Source organism: Rhodococcus sp. OS5 (assembly GCF_056837585.1).
In genome coordinates this window covers 5,523,081-5,540,090 of record NZ_CM166368.1, presented here as the reverse complement: position 1 = coordinate 5,540,090, position 17,010 = coordinate 5,523,081, and the positions used below count along the sequence as shown (strand labels likewise).

General features: G+C 62.9%; 19 protein-coding genes. 10 read left to right on the top strand and 9 right to left on the bottom strand.

Annotated features, from left to right (window positions below):
* The first annotated feature begins 7 nt into the window (after nt 1–7).
* Nucleotides 8–937, top strand: a complete 930-nt coding sequence (locus tag ACVZUB_RS25860) for a DMT family transporter (protein ID WP_058226604.1) — start codon at nt 8–10, stop codon at nt 935–937.
* Here the strand turns inward: ACVZUB_RS25860 and ACVZUB_RS25855 are convergent.
* From ACVZUB_RS25855 to ACVZUB_RS25830, 6 genes are all read right to left on the bottom strand, one after another.
* Nucleotides 924–1,745, bottom strand: coding sequence for a tyrosine-protein phosphatase (locus ACVZUB_RS25855; RefSeq protein ID WP_042448676.1), 822 nt, complete (start codon nt 1,743–1,745; stop codon nt 924–926). The two genes, ACVZUB_RS25860 and ACVZUB_RS25855, sit on opposite strands and share 14 nt — an antisense overlap.
* Before the next feature lie 38 nt (nt 1,746–1,783).
* Nucleotides 1,784–2,197: a phage holin family protein gene (locus ACVZUB_RS25850; protein ID WP_020970904.1), complete on the bottom strand. Its 414-nt coding sequence runs from the start codon at nt 2,195–2,197 to the stop codon at nt 1,784–1,786.
* 27 nt (nt 2,198–2,224) lie between these two features.
* A complete protein-coding gene (locus ACVZUB_RS25845) occupies nt 2,225–3,202 on the bottom strand; it encodes a DUF1214 domain-containing protein (protein ID WP_003940299.1) in 978 nt (325 codons plus the stop codon).
* Nucleotides 3,203–3,267: 65 nt separating this feature from the next.
* Complete coding sequence (locus tag ACVZUB_RS25840; RefSeq protein WP_007729626.1) at nt 3,268–3,576, bottom strand: SHOCT domain-containing protein; 309 nt, start codon at nt 3,574–3,576, stop codon at nt 3,268–3,270.
* 1 nt (nt 3,577) lies between these two features.
* Entirely contained in the window at nt 3,578–4,015 is a 438-nt protein-coding gene (locus ACVZUB_RS25835; protein ID WP_007729624.1) for a DUF6325 family protein, read from the bottom strand.
* Nucleotides 4,012–4,386 carry a PLDc N-terminal domain-containing protein gene (locus ACVZUB_RS25830; protein ID WP_482627883.1) on the bottom strand — a complete coding sequence of 125 codons (375 nt, stop codon included), beginning with the start codon at nt 4,384–4,386 and terminating at the stop codon, nt 4,012–4,014. The genes ACVZUB_RS25835 and ACVZUB_RS25830 overlap by 4 nt, the downstream gene beginning before the upstream one ends.
* Nucleotides 4,387–4,557: 171 nt before the next feature.
* Between ACVZUB_RS25830 and ACVZUB_RS25825 the strand changes: the two genes are divergently transcribed.
* Complete coding sequence (locus ACVZUB_RS25825) at nt 4,558–6,093, top strand: helix-turn-helix transcriptional regulator (RefSeq protein WP_058226603.1); 1,536 nt, start codon at nt 4,558–4,560, stop codon at nt 6,091–6,093.
* Here ACVZUB_RS25825 and ACVZUB_RS25820 read toward each other — a convergent pair.
* The gene (locus ACVZUB_RS25820; protein WP_030537226.1) at nt 6,028–6,615 is read right to left on the bottom strand and encodes a TetR/AcrR family transcriptional regulator; all 588 of its coding nucleotides are present in this window, start codon (nt 6,613–6,615) and stop codon (nt 6,028–6,030) included. The genes ACVZUB_RS25825 and ACVZUB_RS25820 overlap by 66 nt on opposite strands.
* A 95-nt stretch (nt 6,616–6,710) precedes the next feature.
* Between ACVZUB_RS25820 and ACVZUB_RS25815 the strand changes: the two genes are divergently transcribed.
* From ACVZUB_RS25815 to ACVZUB_RS25800, 4 genes are all read left to right on the top strand, one after another.
* Nucleotides 6,711–8,489: an ABC transporter ATP-binding protein gene (locus tag ACVZUB_RS25815; RefSeq protein ID WP_058226602.1), complete on the top strand. Its 1,779-nt coding sequence runs from the start codon at nt 6,711–6,713 to the stop codon at nt 8,487–8,489.
* Between the two features lie 75 nt (nt 8,490–8,564).
* Nucleotides 8,565–9,776, top strand: coding sequence for an acyl-CoA dehydrogenase family protein (locus tag ACVZUB_RS25810; protein ID WP_482627882.1), 1,212 nt, complete (start codon nt 8,565–8,567; stop codon nt 9,774–9,776).
* Nucleotides 9,773–10,798, top strand: a complete 1,026-nt coding sequence (locus tag ACVZUB_RS25805; protein WP_007729609.1) for a phosphotransferase family protein — start codon at nt 9,773–9,775, stop codon at nt 10,796–10,798. Before ACVZUB_RS25810 ends, ACVZUB_RS25805 begins: the two co-directional genes overlap by 4 nt.
* Nucleotides 10,795–11,532 carry an SDR family NAD(P)-dependent oxidoreductase gene (locus ACVZUB_RS25800; protein WP_030537223.1) on the top strand — a complete coding sequence of 246 codons (738 nt, stop codon included), beginning with the start codon at nt 10,795–10,797 and terminating at the stop codon, nt 11,530–11,532. The genes ACVZUB_RS25805 and ACVZUB_RS25800 overlap by 4 nt, the downstream gene beginning before the upstream one ends.
* A gap of 4 nt (nt 11,533–11,536) precedes the next feature.
* Here the strand turns inward: ACVZUB_RS25800 and ACVZUB_RS25795 are convergent, their stop codons facing one another.
* The gene (locus ACVZUB_RS25795) at nt 11,537–12,082 is read right to left on the bottom strand and encodes a hypothetical protein (protein WP_007729604.1); all 546 of its coding nucleotides are present in this window, start codon (nt 12,080–12,082) and stop codon (nt 11,537–11,539) included.
* 144 nt (nt 12,083–12,226) lie between these two features.
* Between ACVZUB_RS25795 and ACVZUB_RS25790 the strand changes: the two genes are divergently transcribed.
* From ACVZUB_RS25790 to ACVZUB_RS25775, 4 genes are read left to right on the top strand one after another with little or no spacing between them, the layout of a single operon-like run.
* Nucleotides 12,227–12,727, top strand: coding sequence for a methylated-DNA--[protein]-cysteine S-methyltransferase (locus ACVZUB_RS25790; protein ID WP_003940613.1), 501 nt, complete (start codon nt 12,227–12,229; stop codon nt 12,725–12,727).
* Nucleotides 12,714–13,268 (top strand): RNA polymerase sigma factor, encoded by a 555-nt coding sequence (locus ACVZUB_RS25785; protein WP_080961251.1) that lies wholly within the window; start codon nt 12,714–12,716, stop codon nt 13,266–13,268. The genes ACVZUB_RS25790 and ACVZUB_RS25785 overlap by 14 nt, the downstream gene beginning before the upstream one ends.
* Nucleotides 13,265–13,864 (top strand): methylated-DNA--[protein]-cysteine S-methyltransferase, encoded by a 600-nt coding sequence (locus tag ACVZUB_RS25780; RefSeq protein ID WP_482627881.1) that lies wholly within the window; start codon nt 13,265–13,267, stop codon nt 13,862–13,864. Before ACVZUB_RS25785 ends, ACVZUB_RS25780 begins: the two co-directional genes overlap by 4 nt.
* Complete coding sequence (locus ACVZUB_RS25775; RefSeq protein ID WP_007729596.1) at nt 13,861–14,706, top strand: DNA-3-methyladenine glycosylase family protein; 846 nt, start codon at nt 13,861–13,863, stop codon at nt 14,704–14,706. The genes ACVZUB_RS25780 and ACVZUB_RS25775 overlap by 4 nt, the downstream gene beginning before the upstream one ends.
* A 4-nt stretch (nt 14,707–14,710) precedes the next feature.
* Here ACVZUB_RS25775 and ACVZUB_RS25770 read toward each other — a convergent pair whose 3' ends face one another.
* Nucleotides 14,711–16,936, bottom strand: coding sequence for an MMPL family transporter (locus tag ACVZUB_RS25770; protein WP_482627880.1), 2,226 nt, complete (start codon nt 16,934–16,936; stop codon nt 14,711–14,713).
* Between the last annotated feature and the right edge of the window lie 74 nt (nt 16,937–17,010).

Below are 17,010 nucleotides of genomic sequence, written 5' to 3'. Positions count from 1 at the left end.
ATCTGCCGTGACGGCTACCTTGTCGGTCCTGTTCGTCGCGTGCTGGAGTTCGGGATTCATCGGAGCCAAACTAGGCGCCGGCAGTGCCGGGGTCCCCACGCTGCTGATGTGGCGTTTTCTCCCGCTCGCGGTGGTACTGCTCCCGATTGTCTGGTTCTCCGCCCGGCGCCAGAACACGATGCCGACACCACGGGCTCTCGGCAGGCAGGTGGTGATCGGGATGCTCTCCCAGAGTGGCTACCTGTTGTCGGTGTACTGGGCAGTCGATCTCGGCGTGAACACCGGAACAACTGCGCTGATCGACGGTATTCAGCCGCTGGTGGCTGCCGCGCTGCTCGGTCCGGTCCTCGGTGTCGCAGTCCCGCGTATGCAGTGGGTCGGGTTGGCGATCGGAATGGGCGGCGTCGTGATGGTCACGGCAGCCGATGCCGGGGCCGGTACATCGGCGCCGTGGTGGGCGTACGCGATTCCGTTCCTGGGGATGCTCAGCCTGGTTGCATCCACCTTCGTCCAACAACGCGCTCCCACGTCTACACCGCCACTGCAGGCTTTGGCCATCCACTGCTCTACCAGCGCAATAGTTTTCACGACACTGGCGGTGGCCTCAGGTGTCGCCGTACCACCAAGCGTCAACACATTCTGGATCGCATTGCTCTGGTTAGTCGTGCTGTCCACGTTCGGTGGTTACGGGCTGTACTGGTTACTGCTCCGTCGCATCGGCATCACGTCCGTCAACACCTTGATGTTCTTGATCGCCCCCGTCACCGCGGTCTGGGGCGCGTTGATGTTCGGAGAATCGTTCACTGCGTTCACCGCGCTCGGCTTGGCGGTGGGGATCCTCGCCGTCGTCGTGGTCACCCGGGCGGACAATCACCAGAAAAAGCGGGGAGAGGGCGAAAATGCCTGTTCGGTAAGGGCTCCGATCACTTCGCGCTGATGACTCCCGACCTGGATGTGAACCGCTCGCGGAGCGCGGTGAGTTGCTCTGCGGTGAGCTTCAGTCCGTTGATTGCGTAGTCCTCGACGGTGCCGAAGTGCGTGCGCATTTCGTCGAGAGCTGCGTCGAAATAGCTGTCACGGACTCCGAGGAGGGGTCGTAGCACTTCTGCGTCAACGCCTTTGCTCGCGGCGAAGTCGAGGATCGGTTCTGTCATGGGAGCCAGATCGGTGTTCGTCTCCAGGTAGTCGGCGCGTACATCGGCTTCGTCGGCCCCGAGGAGGAGTAGGAAAGAGGTCGCGGCCCACCCGGTTCGATCCTTGCCGGTGGTGCAGTGGAAAAGTGCTGCCCCGGAGCGTTTTTCGTCGATGAGGTCGAGGTAGAACGTGCGATAGGCGTCGAGAGCGGACGGCAGGCTGACGAAGTTGCGGTTGGCTTCCTCCATCTGTGCGATCCCACGTCCGTCGCTGATGGTCTCGGCGTATGCGACCGGGTCCGTCATGAGTAGTCCAGTGGCCGCGGCGTTTTGGGCATTGTCGGCAAGTACGTCGAGCCAGACTGTGCGCGTCGAGTCAGGGAGATTGTCGAGTGCGCCGTCGCGCTCGGCGGCGGTCCTCAGGTCGTATACCGTCCGCACGTCCAAGTCGGCGACCGCGGCAAGGTCGTCGCCGTCGAGTTTCGCCAGAGTCGCCGAACGATAGAGCGCGCCCGCGCGGACGGTGCCGTCTGCAACAGGAATGCCACCGAGGTCCCGGAAGTTCGGAGCGGTCTTCAGGAGAACGCGGCGATCGAGCGGGTGAGTTGGCATGGCTGACTCCTTGTGGGTTCCGTTTCCGAACTGATCATTCATGCCTTCTGCACACTGCGCACGAGCTTTTCGGCATTGCGTCTCTTGATCCACTTGTCGATGACGAGAGCCATGAAGATCCACCCGCCCAATGCCGTGATCACCCACACGATGATCGGGGCGAGGATCCAGGACCCGACGCCGCTGATCTCGATACCGTCGGGGACCAGGGTCGCAACCCAGAGCGCGAGCAGTGTGGCGACCAAGCCGACACCACCCGCGAGCGGAGCCGCGTAGTGCAGTGCCACGCTGAGCACGAATGGGCCGAGGATCATGTGTGCGAGGGTGAATACACCGATAGCGGCCAAGAAGCCGTTCACGCTCAGGCTGACCCCGGGAAGAGCAAAATGCACGACGATCAGCGCTATCGCGCCGAGAACACATTGCGAAATGAGCTGAAATAACAGACGCATGGCTTGTACCTCCGTGATCAGGTCGAGTCACCCGAGAGTGGTGTGTGCGTGGGGAACGCTTTGCTGCAGGGCTTCGGGACGAGGCGCCGTCCAGGTGCCGTCGAGCACGGAGGGACGGGGGCGGTACAGGCGCAGTACGTAGTTCCACCCGGGCATGATGGGCAGTGCGTTCGCGACGCCGTCGAGATGGACCCCGAAGCGAATGGTGGTGCTGCCGTCGGAGTCTGGGGTGGCCGTGAGGCTGTTGATGCTGTTGACGCCCAGAGCGTTCTCTTCGAAGTATCCGGCCGCGTTGTACAGCGAGACCGACCAGAACGCATCCACGGGAACATCGTTCAGGCGGAGACGGTATTCCCCGACCGGGAGACGTTCGTCGAAGTTGACGTAGGTGGCCTCGTACTCGGGAAGGCCACCCCAGCCGGATGCGGTACCGAGCAGGTGCCTGATCGGATCGACTTCCGCAGCGGTACCGAATGAATGGTCGTACGTGGTGATGCCACGCGCGAGTGCGAGGAGTGCGTCGCGGGTCTCGGTCTGCGATTGCTCGTCGTAGTCGGGCAACGGGAACTCTCCCGTTCCGCCGCCGTCGATGTTGAGGGCGTCTTGCAACCGGTTCACCTCGGCGACGTCTTCGGGGCTGTTCGGATCGACGAGGATGCGCACGATCAGTGCGGCGTAGTCGGTCCCGACCAATTCACGCGTGAGCAGGTGCTCTCCCGGGTCGCGCAGGATGACGGGACCGAAGTGATCTTGACTGACCACCCACACGGAGATGTAGCGCTCGCCGGTATCGGGCACCGTGATGGTGACGTTCTCGCGCACGTCGATGATCGCGCTGCTGTACAGAGTGTCGCGGTTCTGGCGGATGATCGGCTGGTTGTCGAGTGACCCGAGATCACGAGTGTGGTTCCACGTGCCCAGGCCGACGCCCGCGGCCAGGCGAGCGAACATGAGATCGGACTCTGCCCGATTGAAGTTCAGGACGTTGACGGCGATCGTGGACATAGTGGGTTCCAATCGGTGTCGGGGTACGGAAGCGGGCGCGGTAATCCATGGCCCGTCGGGGTGAATCAGCCCAGCAGTCGTGCTTTCGCGGCTTGGAACTCGGCGTCACTCAGCAGGCCTTGTGATTTGAGGTCGCCGAGTTTCTGCAACTCGGCGACGAGATCGACCGGGGCCGCGGGTGCGGGTGTGGGCATCGGGAGTGCGGCATGCTGCTGGGCGAATTCGTACTGCGCCTGCTCGTAGTCGGCCTGAGCTCTCCTTTGCCGGCGGGTGGCCATACCGTCGCTGACGGCGGTCGCGGTACCGGTGACGACCGCGGTGCGGGCGGCGAGGCCCAGCAGTCCGGGGCGGCCTCGTCTCGGGATGTACGGCATGTCAGACCTCCAATTTCGGGATGATCGTGTCCATGAGGGCATTGACGACGGGTGCGGGTATCCGCTCGTAACCCAGTAGCACCGCGCCTGACGCAGCGGTGCGGGCGGCGAGTTCGCGCTGATAGACCAGCTCGAGCGCGACCAGCAGCGCTGCAGCGCCGGTGGGAATGGCTGCCGCGAGTTCGGTGATGTCCTCATGCCCGAGCAGACCGGACGCGCCGAGCATCTCGACGTTGATCTCGAAGCCGTTCGGCAACTCCTCGACTTCGATGAGGGTGAGTTCATCGTCCTCGGACTTGGAGATGACGATCAGATCGAGCAGCCGCACCAGGCCGGTATCCGTAAGGTCGGTCAGTGCGGAGAGCGCGGCCGGGTCGAGGCTCTGCCCAGGCAGGCCGAGAAGGTAGAAGTCGACGGGGCCGAAACGCGCGGCACTCACGAGAGGACCTTCAGCTTGAGTGCGGCGAACTCGTCCTCGCTGATCGCTCCGGCTTCGAGCAGTGCTGCGGCTGCGGCGATCTCCTCGCTGGGGCTCTTCCCCGCGACCTCGCGGATATACGATTCGGCGGCCTTCTCGGCGTCGCGTGCGGCCTTGTTGCTGCGTTCCGTCATCCCTTCGCCGCGGGCGACGAGATAGACGAGGGCGGTCAGGATCGGTAGGAAGAGCAGGAAGAACACCCAAACGGCCTTCAACCAACCGCTGAGCTTGTGGTCGCGGAACAGGTCGGCGATGATCGCGAACAGCGCGAAGAGATATTCGATGAAGACGGTCGCCCACAGCATCCAGCCGAGGCTTTCCCAGAAGCTCATGTGTCTTATCCGTTTCGTGTAAGGCCTGCGCACACGGTATTCCGCTGACTCACGCATTTCGGTTGATTCCGGCAATTCTCACCGGTATCGGCGGGCTTCGATCGCGGCCTAATCCGAAGCGGATGAGACCGGATTTCCACGGACATCGAACGTCTCGAGTATCTTCGACACATGATCGAAGCCGTGCGTGACGCACTCGCCTCTGGTGAGGCGGAGCAGGCTCGACGAGTCCTGCGGAAAAACTGGCTTCGTTTGATTCTCGAATCTCACACCAGGGAACTCGAGCAGCTCTGCCTTGCTCATCCCGATCCCCACGATCCGCACATCCTGCTGATACGAGCGTGCTGCCGCGATCTCAGCGGTGATCCGTACGGCGCTGAGTTTCTCCGCGGGCAGGGTCTGCGGGTGGCGTCCGACGATTTTGTCGTCTGCTTCACCGACCTGCTGCTCGCTCCGGACACCTCGACCAAGGCCGTCATCGCCGATCGCGCGCGTCACGCGCTCGCCCAGTGCGAGCCCGAGGACGATTACCCGTCCGCGCTTTTCCTCCTCGGATGGACCGAGGTCAGGCTTCGTCGTGACCTTCCTCGTGCCATCGCGCTACTTCGCTCCGCCGGCGACGAGGCGCAGTTGCAGTCGCGCACGGAGACATTGCGTCTTGCACAGTCCAACTTGGCCTTTGCGCTGACCCACGCGGGAGCATTCACCGAAGCCGAACAGATCCTCGACGGCCTTCCTGCGCGAGATGTGGCGTCCGATTGGGAACGCTTCGAAGGTGGTCTCCCACAGTCGAATCGGGGGTGCATCGCTTACTGGCGTGGCGACTTCGAGGAGGCGATCGCTCAGTTCGACTCGATCATCGTGGAGGGCAGTCCCGGAACCAACTTCGAGGCGCTCGCCCGTCTGTACCTGGTGATGAGCCTGATCGCTCTGAACCGGGAAGACCGGTACCACAACGCCGCTCGTCTGCTGCGAGGCGTGAGCACTGCGGACAAGCACGGCATTCCTTGGGATACGCTGCGGCGCGTCACCACGGCCTGGCTCGCCCACGCTCAAGGACAGGACGAGCAAGCTCGCCGCATCGCAATGCCCACGCTGACCAGAACAGGTGCTGCGGTCGCTCACGCGCTTCTCGCGGAGCTCTACCGAGTCATGGGGGATCCGGAACCGTCGGCTCAAGCGCTTCGCTTGGCAACCTCGGCCGCGCTGCCGCGATATGCGCTGGTGAGCACCCTTGTCACGTCTGCCGCCCTGAGCTCCGTCGCCGGGCGTGGACCGCAGGCGCACGAGCAGTTGGATCGTGCGCTGGCGGAAGCAATCCCCGAGCGGATTCTCGCCCCATTTCTGAGCGGCGATCCGGTAATCGTCGATCTGTTGAACGCGCACGCAACACAGGGGTCGAGACACCAGGAGCTCCTACGCACGATTCTGGAAAAACGGGGCCAGCTCTCTGCCAAGCTCGCCGGAGTCCTGACGGAACGTGAGAAAGAGATCCTCACTTTTCTGCGAACTACGATGACTGCAGACGAGATCGCTGCGCACCTCGGCATCGCCTATCCCACTGTGAAGACTCACATTCGCTCGATCTACCGCAAACTAGGCGTGACCAAACGGCGTGCCGCTGTTCAAGCAGCCGACAACCTAGACCGCGGGATCGGGGGCGATTCCGCGGCGGAGGCTGCGAACCGTCAGATCCAAGGCTTGTAGTCGCGTCCCGGAACCGCGGTTCACGTAGTCCATCGACGTGTAGAGCAGTGACCACAGCAGGTTCTGCACCCAGTCCGAACCCATGTCGGGGTCGATGGAACCGTCGGAGTGTCCGCGCTCGATTGCATCGGTGACTGAGTCGTCGTTCGACGCGGACTCGGCAAACGAATCTTCTTGATACACACCGGGAGTGAAGAACAGGACCGTCAAGAGGTCGGCCAGTTCGAAGTATTCATGGCACAGGCGAACCAGTGCTTCGGCTCCGGTACCCTCGCCGAGTCGAGCTGCTGCTGCTGCCTCTCCGACGGCGCGGGTGGCCTCGGCCGCGACTGCGTCGACCAGGTCTGACCGTTCGGGAAAGTAGCGGTGCAAAGTGGTCCGGCCGACCTTTGCGGCCGAAGCGATCTCGCTGAGGGTCGCAGCAGGCTTGGATGCGAACACCGAAACGGCAGCATCGAGGATGGCCTTCCGTGTGCGCTCGCGGGTCGCGCTTTGTTCTGGTGCGCTGTGGATCGTTGTCACGAATCCGAAGCGTAGCCGTGTCCGGTTTCGGTATCCAGTGTTTCCGAATCGGAATTTCTCTTGCCCTTTATGGAACATTCGTGTTCCATAAATTCATGCTTGAATCCGACGCTTCTCAGCCCGCACCGAAATGGAGCAATCTCCGCGTCCTCTCGGAGTTCGCTCGACCGCATCTGCCGTCGCTCCTTCTCGGATTGGTACTGGCGCTGTGCGGCTCCGCGGCGACGCTGGCAACGCCCATGGTCACCAAGTGGGTTCTCGACACCCTCGATACCGGTGCGTCGCTGAAAGGACCTATCCTCACGCTCGTCGTCCTTCTGATCGTCGGTGCAGTGCTCGGTTGTGCTCAGTGGATCGTTCTCGGAACCGCCGCCGAGAAAGTTGTCTTCGACGCCAGGTCGTCGCTGGTGAAGCGATTCCTCGCGGCGACGGTGCCGGCGCTGCAATCGCGATCCGTGGGTGAATTGGTCACCCGGGTCACGTCTGACACCTTGCTGCTGCGGGAGGCTGCGTCGTCGGCCGCGGTGAATATTCTGAACGCAGCCGCGTTGACCATCGGAACGATTGTTCTGATGGGCGTACTGGATCTGCCGTTGTTGGGCGTCACCATGGTGGCAATCGTGTTCGCCTCCATACTCTTTGCGGTTCTGATGCCTCGGATTTCCGCAGCGGAAGCGCGAACCCAGGAATCGCTCGGTCAGCTCGGCGGCGTTCTCGAGGGTGGCTTGCGTGCGATCCGGACGGTCAAGGTTTCCCTCGCCGAGGATCGCGTCGGGGCTCTGGTGACGAACAATGCGTCCGATGCGAAAAAGCATGCGATCACGGCGGTGCGAGTGTCGGCAACCGCGTGGACTGTCGCGTGGACCGCCATTCAAGGATCGATCATTGCCATCCTGGGCTTCGGTGCCTGGCGAGTCGCCGACGGCGAAATGGCAGTCTCGACGCTCATCGCGTTTCTGCTCTACGCCTTCACCCTGATGGGGCCGGTGTCGGAGCTTGCGCAGAACGTGACCTCCGTTCAGTCGGGAATCGCGGCAGCTATCCGGATTCGCGAGATGCAGTCGTTGCCCACCGAGCAGTACGACGAGGTCGTGGACGTGGTCGCGAAAACAAACGCTGCCGCGCCGCTGATCGAGTTGCGCGACGTCACCGTGAGCTACCACGGATCGAACCAGCCGGCGTTGCGCGATGTCTCGCTGGTCATTCCGACGCGTGGGCACATGGCCATCGTCGGCCCGTCGGGTGCAGGAAAGACGACCTTGCTCTCGACCGTGCTGCGATTTGTCGAACCTCGATCGGGTGAGGTTCTCCTGCATGGAGTCGGTTACGACGCGCTCGATCACCGCGCTGTGCGCGAGAGTCTCGCATACGTGGAGCAGGAGACACCGGTGGTGCCCGGAACGATTCGGGAGAACGTCGTCTTCAGCCATCCCGATGCGACGGACGAAGAAGTCCAGGCCGTTCTGCGCTTGCTCCGGCTCGACGACGCGATCGAGGCCCTGCCCAACGGACTCGACACCGCTCTGACGGCCACTTCGCTGTCGGGCGGCCAACGTCAGCGGATCGCGATGGCGCGCGCAGTTCTGCGGCCGAGTGCTTTGCTTCTGCTCGACGAAGCCACTGCCCAGGTCGACACGCTCACCGAAGCCGCGATTGTCGACGCGATCAACGAACGTGCGCGCACCGGGGCCGTGGTGACTATCGCTCACCGGCTCTCGACGGTGCGTGACGCCGACTGGATCGTGGTCATGGAAGACGGTCGGATCCGCAACATCGGCAACCATGACGAGCTCATGGACAAGGACGATCTGTACCGCGACATGGTGGTTGCCGGCCGGCTCGATCAGGGCGAGGCAATGCTCGAGGATTGTTGACCCGACGCGTCGGCGTGTGCGAGAGTGCTGATACCGAGCGATCGCTCGGTCGGGATGTTCTTTCGGAGGTGGCTGGTGGCAATCGATCTGACGTACGCGCCCGAGGTGGTGGCGCTGATCGAGAAGACGCGCGACTTCACGCGCAACGTAGTGCTCCCCATCGAAGACGAACACGCCGGTGACATCGCTGTAGCGGGTGGCGATGCAATCCGCATCGAGATGCAGTCGGCAGCAAAAGAAGCCGGTGTCTTCGCCCCGCATGCGCCGATCGAGTACGGCGGACACGGACTCAACATGAGTGATCGCGCGCCGGTCTTCGAGGAAGCCGGCTACTCGCTATTCGGGCCGACGGCGCTCAACATCGCGGCGCCGGACGAGGGCAACGTTCACATGCTGGCCCACGTGGCGAACGAAGCACAGAAGCAGCAGTTCCTCGCGCCGCTCGCAAGCGGGGACATGCGGTCGGCATTCGCCATGACCGAACCCGCGCCCGGAGCGGGATCCGATCCCTCGGCTTTGAACACCCGCGCCGAAAAAGTCCCCGGTGGCTGGAAGATCAACGGTAAGAAATGGTTCATCACCGGCGCCGACGGCGCCGGGTTCTTCATCATCATGGCGCGCACGTCCGGCGAGCCCGGGCAGCGCGGCGGAGCGACCATGTTCTTGGCGCCGACGGACACTCCCGGCCTGGTAGTGGGTCGACACATCGACACCCTCGACAAGGCCATGATCGGTGGGCACTGCGAGGTCACGTTCGAGGATCTCTTCGTACCCGACGGGGCCGTTCTCGGTGAGGTCGATCAAGGTTTCGCCTACGCGCAGGTTCGCCTCGGTCCCGCCCGCATGACGCACGTGATGCGCTGGCTCGGTGCAGCGCGCCGCGGCCACGACGTCGCCGTGGCCAGAGTTGCCGAACGAGAAGGCTTCGGCTCGAAACTCGGTGATCTCGGAATGATCCAGAAGATGGTCGCCGACAACGAGATCGACATCGCAGCCAGCCGTGCACTTCTGGTGCAGGCCTGCTTCGAACTCGATCAGGGCGGGCACGCGAGCAACGCGACGTCCATCGCCAAGACCTACGCTGCCGAGGCGATCTTCCGGATCGTGGACCGCTCCATTCAGATGTGTGGCGGAATGGGCGTGTCCGGCGATCTGCCGCTGGCACGCTTGTCCCGCGAAGTGCGTCCCTTCCGCGTCTACGACGGCCCGTCCGAGGTTCATCGCTGGGCAATTGCGAAACGTGTTGTCGGAGCTGCGAAGCGCGCTGCTCGGGAGGAGTCGAAGTGACGGACTTTCCAGGACTCGATCTCGCGGCGCTCCACAAGTATCTGCAAGCCGCTGGCGTCGAGGTGAGCGGTGAGTTGCGAGCCGAACTGATTTCAGGCGGCAAATCCAATCTCACCTACGGTATCTTCGACGACAACTCGAAGTGGATTCTCCGTCGTCCACCCACGGCCGGCCTCACGCCGTCGGCGCATGACGTTGCGCGTGAGTTCCGAATCACCTCGGCGTTGCAGAACACTGCCGTGCCGGTCGCGCCGACCGTCGTGCTGTGCGAGGACGCCTCGGTGATGGGTGCGTCGTTCACGGTGGTCGAGTTCGTCACCGGTCAAGTGATCCGAACCAAAACCGAGTTGGAAGCTGTTCCGGCAGCGCAGGTCACGCAGTGCACCGACGAGTTGGTGCGTGTTCTCGCTGCACTGCACGACGTCGACTACACCGCAGTGGGTCTCGGCGAACTCGGCAGACCCGACGGTTACGTAGCCCGCCAGGTGAAGTTGTGGGCCGGTCAATGGTCACGCGTCAAGACCGAGGACTCGGCCGACGTGGACAGGTTGGCGTCGAGCCTCGCGGAATTGATTCCGGCGGAATCAGCCTCGTCGATCGTGCACGGCGACTACCGGATCGACAACACGATTCTCGCGGCGAACGACGTCACCAAGGTTGCCGCAGTGGTGGACTGGGAACTGTCGACGCTGGGCGATCCGCTGGCGGACATCGCGATGATGTGCGTCTATCGGCATCCCGCGCTGGATCTGGTTCTGGGTGAGCCTGCTGCGTGGACGAGCCCGTCGCTACCGTCCGTTGTCGATCTGGCGCAACGGTATTCGTCCGTGTCGGGTCGTGAACTGGCGCATTGGAACTTCTACATGGCGCTCGGGTTCTTCAAACTCGCCGTCGTGGCGCAGGGCATCGATCACCGATTCCGAGCAGGAGCCACCGTCGGCGGGGGATTCGACAAGGCTGGATCTTCTGTGCCGGAACTGATCTCGGCCGGACTCAACGCACTGCAAGGGAAATTCGAATGACTCGATCAGCACTGGTCACCGGCGCCTCCAAGGGAATCGGGCTCGGCATCGCAACACGCTTGGCTTCGCAAGGGTACGGGCTGACCATCACAGCGCGTGATACCGAGCGGCTCGCCGTTGTCGCCGAAGAACTTACGCGCGCCGGATCGCCGGACGTCGTCGTCTCGGCCGGCGACATGGCGGACGAGAACTTCGCCGCAGCACTCGTCGCCACACACAATGAGCGATTCGGCTCCATGAGGGCTCTCGTCCTCAACGCCGGAGTGGGAACCAGTGGGCGAGTAGCGGATTACCCGATGCGACGTTTCGACAAGACCGTTGCCGTCAATCTCCGAACACCGTTTGCACTATTGCAAGCGTCGCTGCCGCTCCTGCGTACAGCGGCGGACGCGGACCTTGCCGGCGGAGCGAAGGTGATCGCTCTCGCCTCGATGGCCGGTGTGTATGCCGAGAGCGGCCTGGCCGTCTACGGAGCCACCAAAGCTGCGCTGATTTCGATGGTCGAGGCACTCAACGCCGAGGAATCCGGAAACGGCGTCAGTGCGACGGCCATCGCTCCCGGTTACGTCGACACCGACATGTCGGCATGGACACACGATCGGATCACACCGGACACCATGATCAAGGTCGACGACATCGTGGAGTTGGTGGACGGTCTGCTCAAGCTCTCGTCTCGAGCGGTCGTTCCGAAGGTCGTCATGGCGCGGGCCGGGACCAACGGCTACTCCGCCTGAAATTTCAATCCAGCTTGGCTTCGCCCCGCTTGCGAAAGAAGTGAAAGCCAGGCACCCCGACGATCGCCTGCCGCAGGTCCTTGACCACTCCGAGGAGTTCGTGGATCTCGGGCGAGACGGAGTCCAAGGTTCCGAGGATGGGCAACACCGCGGCCACCCGGTCGGTGAGCTCCGGTAGTTGGTCGATCAGCTTGATCGCGGCGCTGACCTCTGCCTCGGAAAGGTCGTCGGCGAACCTGGCGGCCAGCGGCGCGAGCTGTAGGGCGATGGGCTCGTAGATCTCGAGGAGTTGTCCCGCGATGTCCGACGTCTGCTCGACGGCCTCGACCAGTGTCTCAGCGCGAACGGTCACGGCGGCAGCTCCGATGACGACGCGGTCGGCGTTGTCGGCGATCTGGTTGATGCGCGCCACCAACCTCTCGACCGAGAAGAGGAGCGCCTCGAGTCGAGTGGGCAGGGTGACCGCAAAAGCGACCGTGGACAGGGACCAGTGCACCACGTCGCCGACGGAGCGGACGACGGTGGAGCTGCCGGGCAAAACTAGAGCCATCCCTCGATACTGCCTGATGTGACGTCAAAGTACAGGTAAATCTCACATTCACGAGGCCCGCGGCGTCTTCGAGGTGTCGGTGCCTGCGCGGACAATCACTTCACCCGCTGCCTGCCGCACCGCGCAACCTGGAAGGATCGAGACATGACGGCTATCCGTACGCACACTGTGATCGACTCGCCGATCGGAGCGTTGACGCTGGTAGCAGCAGGTGACGACCTCTGCGGTCTGTACATGGCGGAGCATCGCCACAAGCCGGACGAGTCCACGTTCGGTGATCGTTCCTCGGCGGTCTTCGGTGAAGTCGAATCGCAGCTCACCGAGTACTTCGAGGGTGATCGCACGGAGTTCTCCGTGCCGCTGGCGCCCGTGGGTACCGAGTTCCAGAAGCGGGTGTGGGACACCTTGCGAACGATCCCGTACGGCGAAACCTGGACCTACATGGAGCTCGCGCAAACTTTGGGTAACCCGCTTGCGATCCGTGCCGCCGCCGCGGCAAACGGCAAGAATCCGATCAGCATCATCGTTCCCTGTCATCGCGTGGTCGGTAGCGACGGAAGTCTGACCGGTTTCGCCGGCGGCCTCGAACGTAAGCGGTTCCTGCTCGACCGCGAGCACGGCGGCGAATCGGATGTCCTCTTCTGATGCGCTCGGCTCACAATTCGGTGATCGGGAACGTCTACCGGTCGTGACACTCAAACCGTTCGAAGACGTCGTGACCGAATACGGTGCAGTGGTCCTCCGTGTCTGCCGCGCGGTGGTCGGGCCCGTCGACGCCGAGGACGCGTGGTCCGAGACGTTCATCGCGGCGATGCGGGCATACCCGGATCTGAACCCGGACGCGAACATCGAAGCCTGGCTGGTCACCATCGCGCACCGCAAGGCGATCGACATCACCCGAGTGCGTGCCCGCGTGGCCGTGCCGACAGACGACGTTCCGGAATTGCCGACGCGAATCGGCGTGCCGGGCACGTGGGATCACGAACTCTGGGACGCACTCGAACAACTACCACTCAAACAACGTGCGGCGGTCGCCTATCACTTTCTGGGTGGGCTGCCGTACGCAGAGATCGCGGACATCCTCGGCAACACGCCGGCAGCCGCCAGACGCGCGGGTGCCGACGGTATCGCCACCCTACGAAGAACCTACTTGTCCGCTACCGCTGCGGAAGGGAGTCACTCATGAGTAACGATGTGTTCGAGGCACTTCCAGCCGTTGACGCCGACGCCATGATCCGCCTACGGGCGCGCCTGGCTGCTCAGGCGTCCGAAGCCGAATTGATCGACGTGGCATATCGAACCGTCGATTCGCCGGTCGGAAAGCTGCTGCTGGCGGCAACTGATGTCGGCCTGGTGCGGGTTGCCTTTGCCGTCGAAGGGCACGACCTCGTTCTGGAACGATTGGCGGACACCGTCAGCCCTCGTGTGCTTCATTACCCGCGCAGGCTGGACACTGTCACTCGCGAGTTGGACGAGTACTTTGCCGGTGCGCGTCGAGAATTCGATCTGCGCTTGGATTTCCAACTCGCGAAAGGGTTTCGACGCGAAGTGTTGCGTCATCTTCCCGAGATCGAATACGGCCACACTGCAAGCTATTCGGTGGTCGCAGCAGCGTCGGGAAGCCCACGTGCGGTGCGTGCCGTAGGGACCGCATGCGCAAAGAACCCGCTGCCGTTGGTGGTCCCGTGTCACCGGGTGGTGCGCAGCGACGGCAGCCTCGGGCAGTACGCGGGTGGCCCCGAACTGAAAGCGATTCTGCTGGATCTGGAAGCCGGCCGGTGAGCGCAGTGACGCTGCGCTTTCAGGCGCCCTATGCAGTCGAACCGCTCACCGGTGCCCTGCGGGCTCACTGCGTCGCAGGCCTCGAGCGTCACGACGACGGTGTTCACACCAGAGTCGTACCGTTGCCTTCCGGACCCGTTGTCGTGTCGGTGTCGTGGACCGACGACGGTGTCGTCGTGGATTCCGATGTGCCGGTAACGGATTCCGCAGTTCTGGAGGTGATCGTGCGCCGTTGGCTCGACCTCGACGCCGATCACACTGCTGTCGAAGCGGCGTTCGGTAGTGATGAGTTGTTGGCCCCACTTGTTGCCGCCCGTCCAGGATTGCGTGTGCTCGGTTCGGTGGACGGGTTCGAGACCGCAGTGCTCACCGTTCTGGGACAACAGGTTTCGCTCGGCGCGGCGAGGACGTTCGGTGGTCGTTTTGTCAGCGCATTCGGAGCGCCGGTGCAAGGGGATTTTCTTGCCTTCCCTGATCCGGACATGGTTGCAGCGCAATCAACCGAGGGCATACAGAAAGCCGTCGGATTGACCACAGCGCGCGCAAGAACAGTGCACACGCTGGCAACTGCGGCAGCGAACGGCCTCGACCTCTCCTGGAATGCGGATCCTGTCCAATTTCGGCGAGAGCTGTTGGCGCTAAAGGGAATCGGACCGTGGACCGCTGACTATCTCACCGTCCGGATTCTCGGTGATCGCGACGCATTCGTACCCGATGATCTGGTGTTGAAACGTGCGCTGGGGGTCTCGACGGCCAAAGAAGCCGCAGCGTTGTCCGAGCGCTGGCGACCCTGGCGAGCCTACGCGCTCTTTCATCTGTGGACCAAGGAAGCGTTTCTGTAGTCGGTCAGTCTTTCGCGCGCGCCAGTTCGGACGGCCACCAAATACGTTTCCCGATGTCGTGAGAGAGTGCCGGCACCAGGACGCTGCGCACGATGATCGTATCGAGCAGCACGCCGAAGGCCACGGCAAATCCGATCTCGGCGAGGAAGACCAGTGGCAGGATGCCCAGTACGGCAAATGTTGCGGCCAAGACGATTCCGGCTGACGTGATCACACCGCCCGTCACCGCAAGACCGCGCAGTACACCTGCGCGGGTGCCGAATTCTCCGGTCTCCTCCCGGACTCTGGTCATCAGGAAGATGTTGTAGTCGATACCCAGCGCGACGAGGAAGACGAAGGCGAACAGCGGGAACGATTGATCCGCCCCGGCGAACCCGAATACGTGTGTGAAGAAGAATCCGCTCACACCGAGGGTCGCCGCGAAGGAAAGTACCACGGTGACAATGAGAATCACCGGGATCAGCAGAGCGCGGAGCAAAGCGGCCAAGACCAGGAAGATCACCACCAGCACGATCGGGATGATCAGGTTTCTGTCGCGGACCGAGGCGGCCTGGACATCGAGGGTGGTGGCCGTGCTGCCGCCGACGAGCGCGTCGGCGCCGGGCACGTCGTGGACGGCAGTCCGCAGTCGCTTGACAGTTTCGAGTGCCTGCGGCGAATCGTAAGAGTCGGCGAGGGTTGCATTGATCATGGTTCGGCCGTCGATCGGTGCAACGGTGAAAGCCGCAGGGGCGCAACCCGCAGCGGCGGCTTGTGCGACGGCAGCGGGGTTGGTCTTGATCAGCTCGCTGACCTTTGCGACGTCCACCTGGGTGCAGACGGCGCCGGGATCCTGCGAGATACCTTCGACGCCGCTGGCTGCTTTGATGACGGCGTCGGCCCGGTCGGCGTTTGCGGTGATCACGGCCGGTGCGCCGGCTCCGGGATCGAACTTCGAGTCGTAGAGTTCTTGTCCGACAACAGCGTCGGGACGATTGGTGAAGCTTTCGGTGGATGTCAGGCCATCGGTTTCGAGACTGCCGATCCCGGCCGCGAACAGGATGATCAACAACACTGTGGCGCCGATCCACAGTGGGCGGTCCTTGCTACCGACGGCCTCGGCGATCTTGCCCCACATCCCGTGCGTCGTAAGGTCTGCGGCGTGATCGACCTTGGGCTTGCGCGGCCAGAAGACCCACCGTCCGGTGGCGGCCAGAGCGACCGGCATGAACGTCATCATCACCAGATAGGTGCAGGCGATCCCGATGGCGGCGACGGGTCCGAGGCTCTTGTTGGAGTTGAGTTGAGAGAACGTCAGGCAAAGCAGACCGAGAATCACGGTGACAGCCGAAGCGGTGATGGCCGGCGCAGACTCGCGCCAGGCCTTGATCATCGCGTCGAAGCGGTTGGGATACGTGTGCAATTCTTCGCGATAGCGAGAGATCAAGAGTAGGGCGTAGTCGGTACCGGCACCGATCACCAACACGAAAAGGATGCCTTGAGACTGTCCGGTCAGAGTGAGTAATTCGGCTTTCGCGAGAAAATAGATCACCATCGACGACAAACCGATGGCGAGGAGCGCGGAGAACAGCGGGAAGAACCACAACACCGGCGATCGGTACACGACAAGCAGGATGAGGATCACGACCAGGAGTGCCGCGCCAAGGAGCGCTCCGTCCAGACCGGCAAAGGCGTCGATGAACGCAACGAGTAGCCCACCTGGCCCGGCTGGGAGTACCTCGACATCACCAGCTGCTTGTTTTGCTGCGTCGATGACGTTCTGCTCGGTGGTCGCCAGGACATCGCCTGCCACGGATGTGTCTCCGTCCTTGGCGACGAGTGGCACGAAGATCGACGCAGTTGTGCCGTCGGCGGAGTACTGAGTGGGCTGCATACCGTCGGCGTCTACCCCGGAGATGCCGGCAATGGCGCCGTAGGCCGAGTTGATTGCAGATTTGTCCGCCTCGGTGAGGGCCGAATCTCTATGGAACAGAACAAATCCAGGGATCGTCTCGACTGCGAGGAAGTTCGCGGATTGGTTGCTGACGATTGTCGATTCGGCGGAACTCGGGAGGTACGAGGCGTTGTCGTTCTTTTGAACCTCGGCGAGTTTGCCCTGGAAAGAACCGCCGAATCCGCCTGCGACGAAGGCGAAGATCGCAAGGGCGATCACGGTGAAGATCGGCACGCGAAGGCGCTTCACGGCTCCGCGCTCGTTCCGTTCTGCGTCAGTTGTGTCCAGCTTGGTCATGGTTCTCCTCGAACGCAGTCGACCAGCACCAACAAAGCAACGTTTTCCAGTAGAACACGCAATACGGGCGCGGT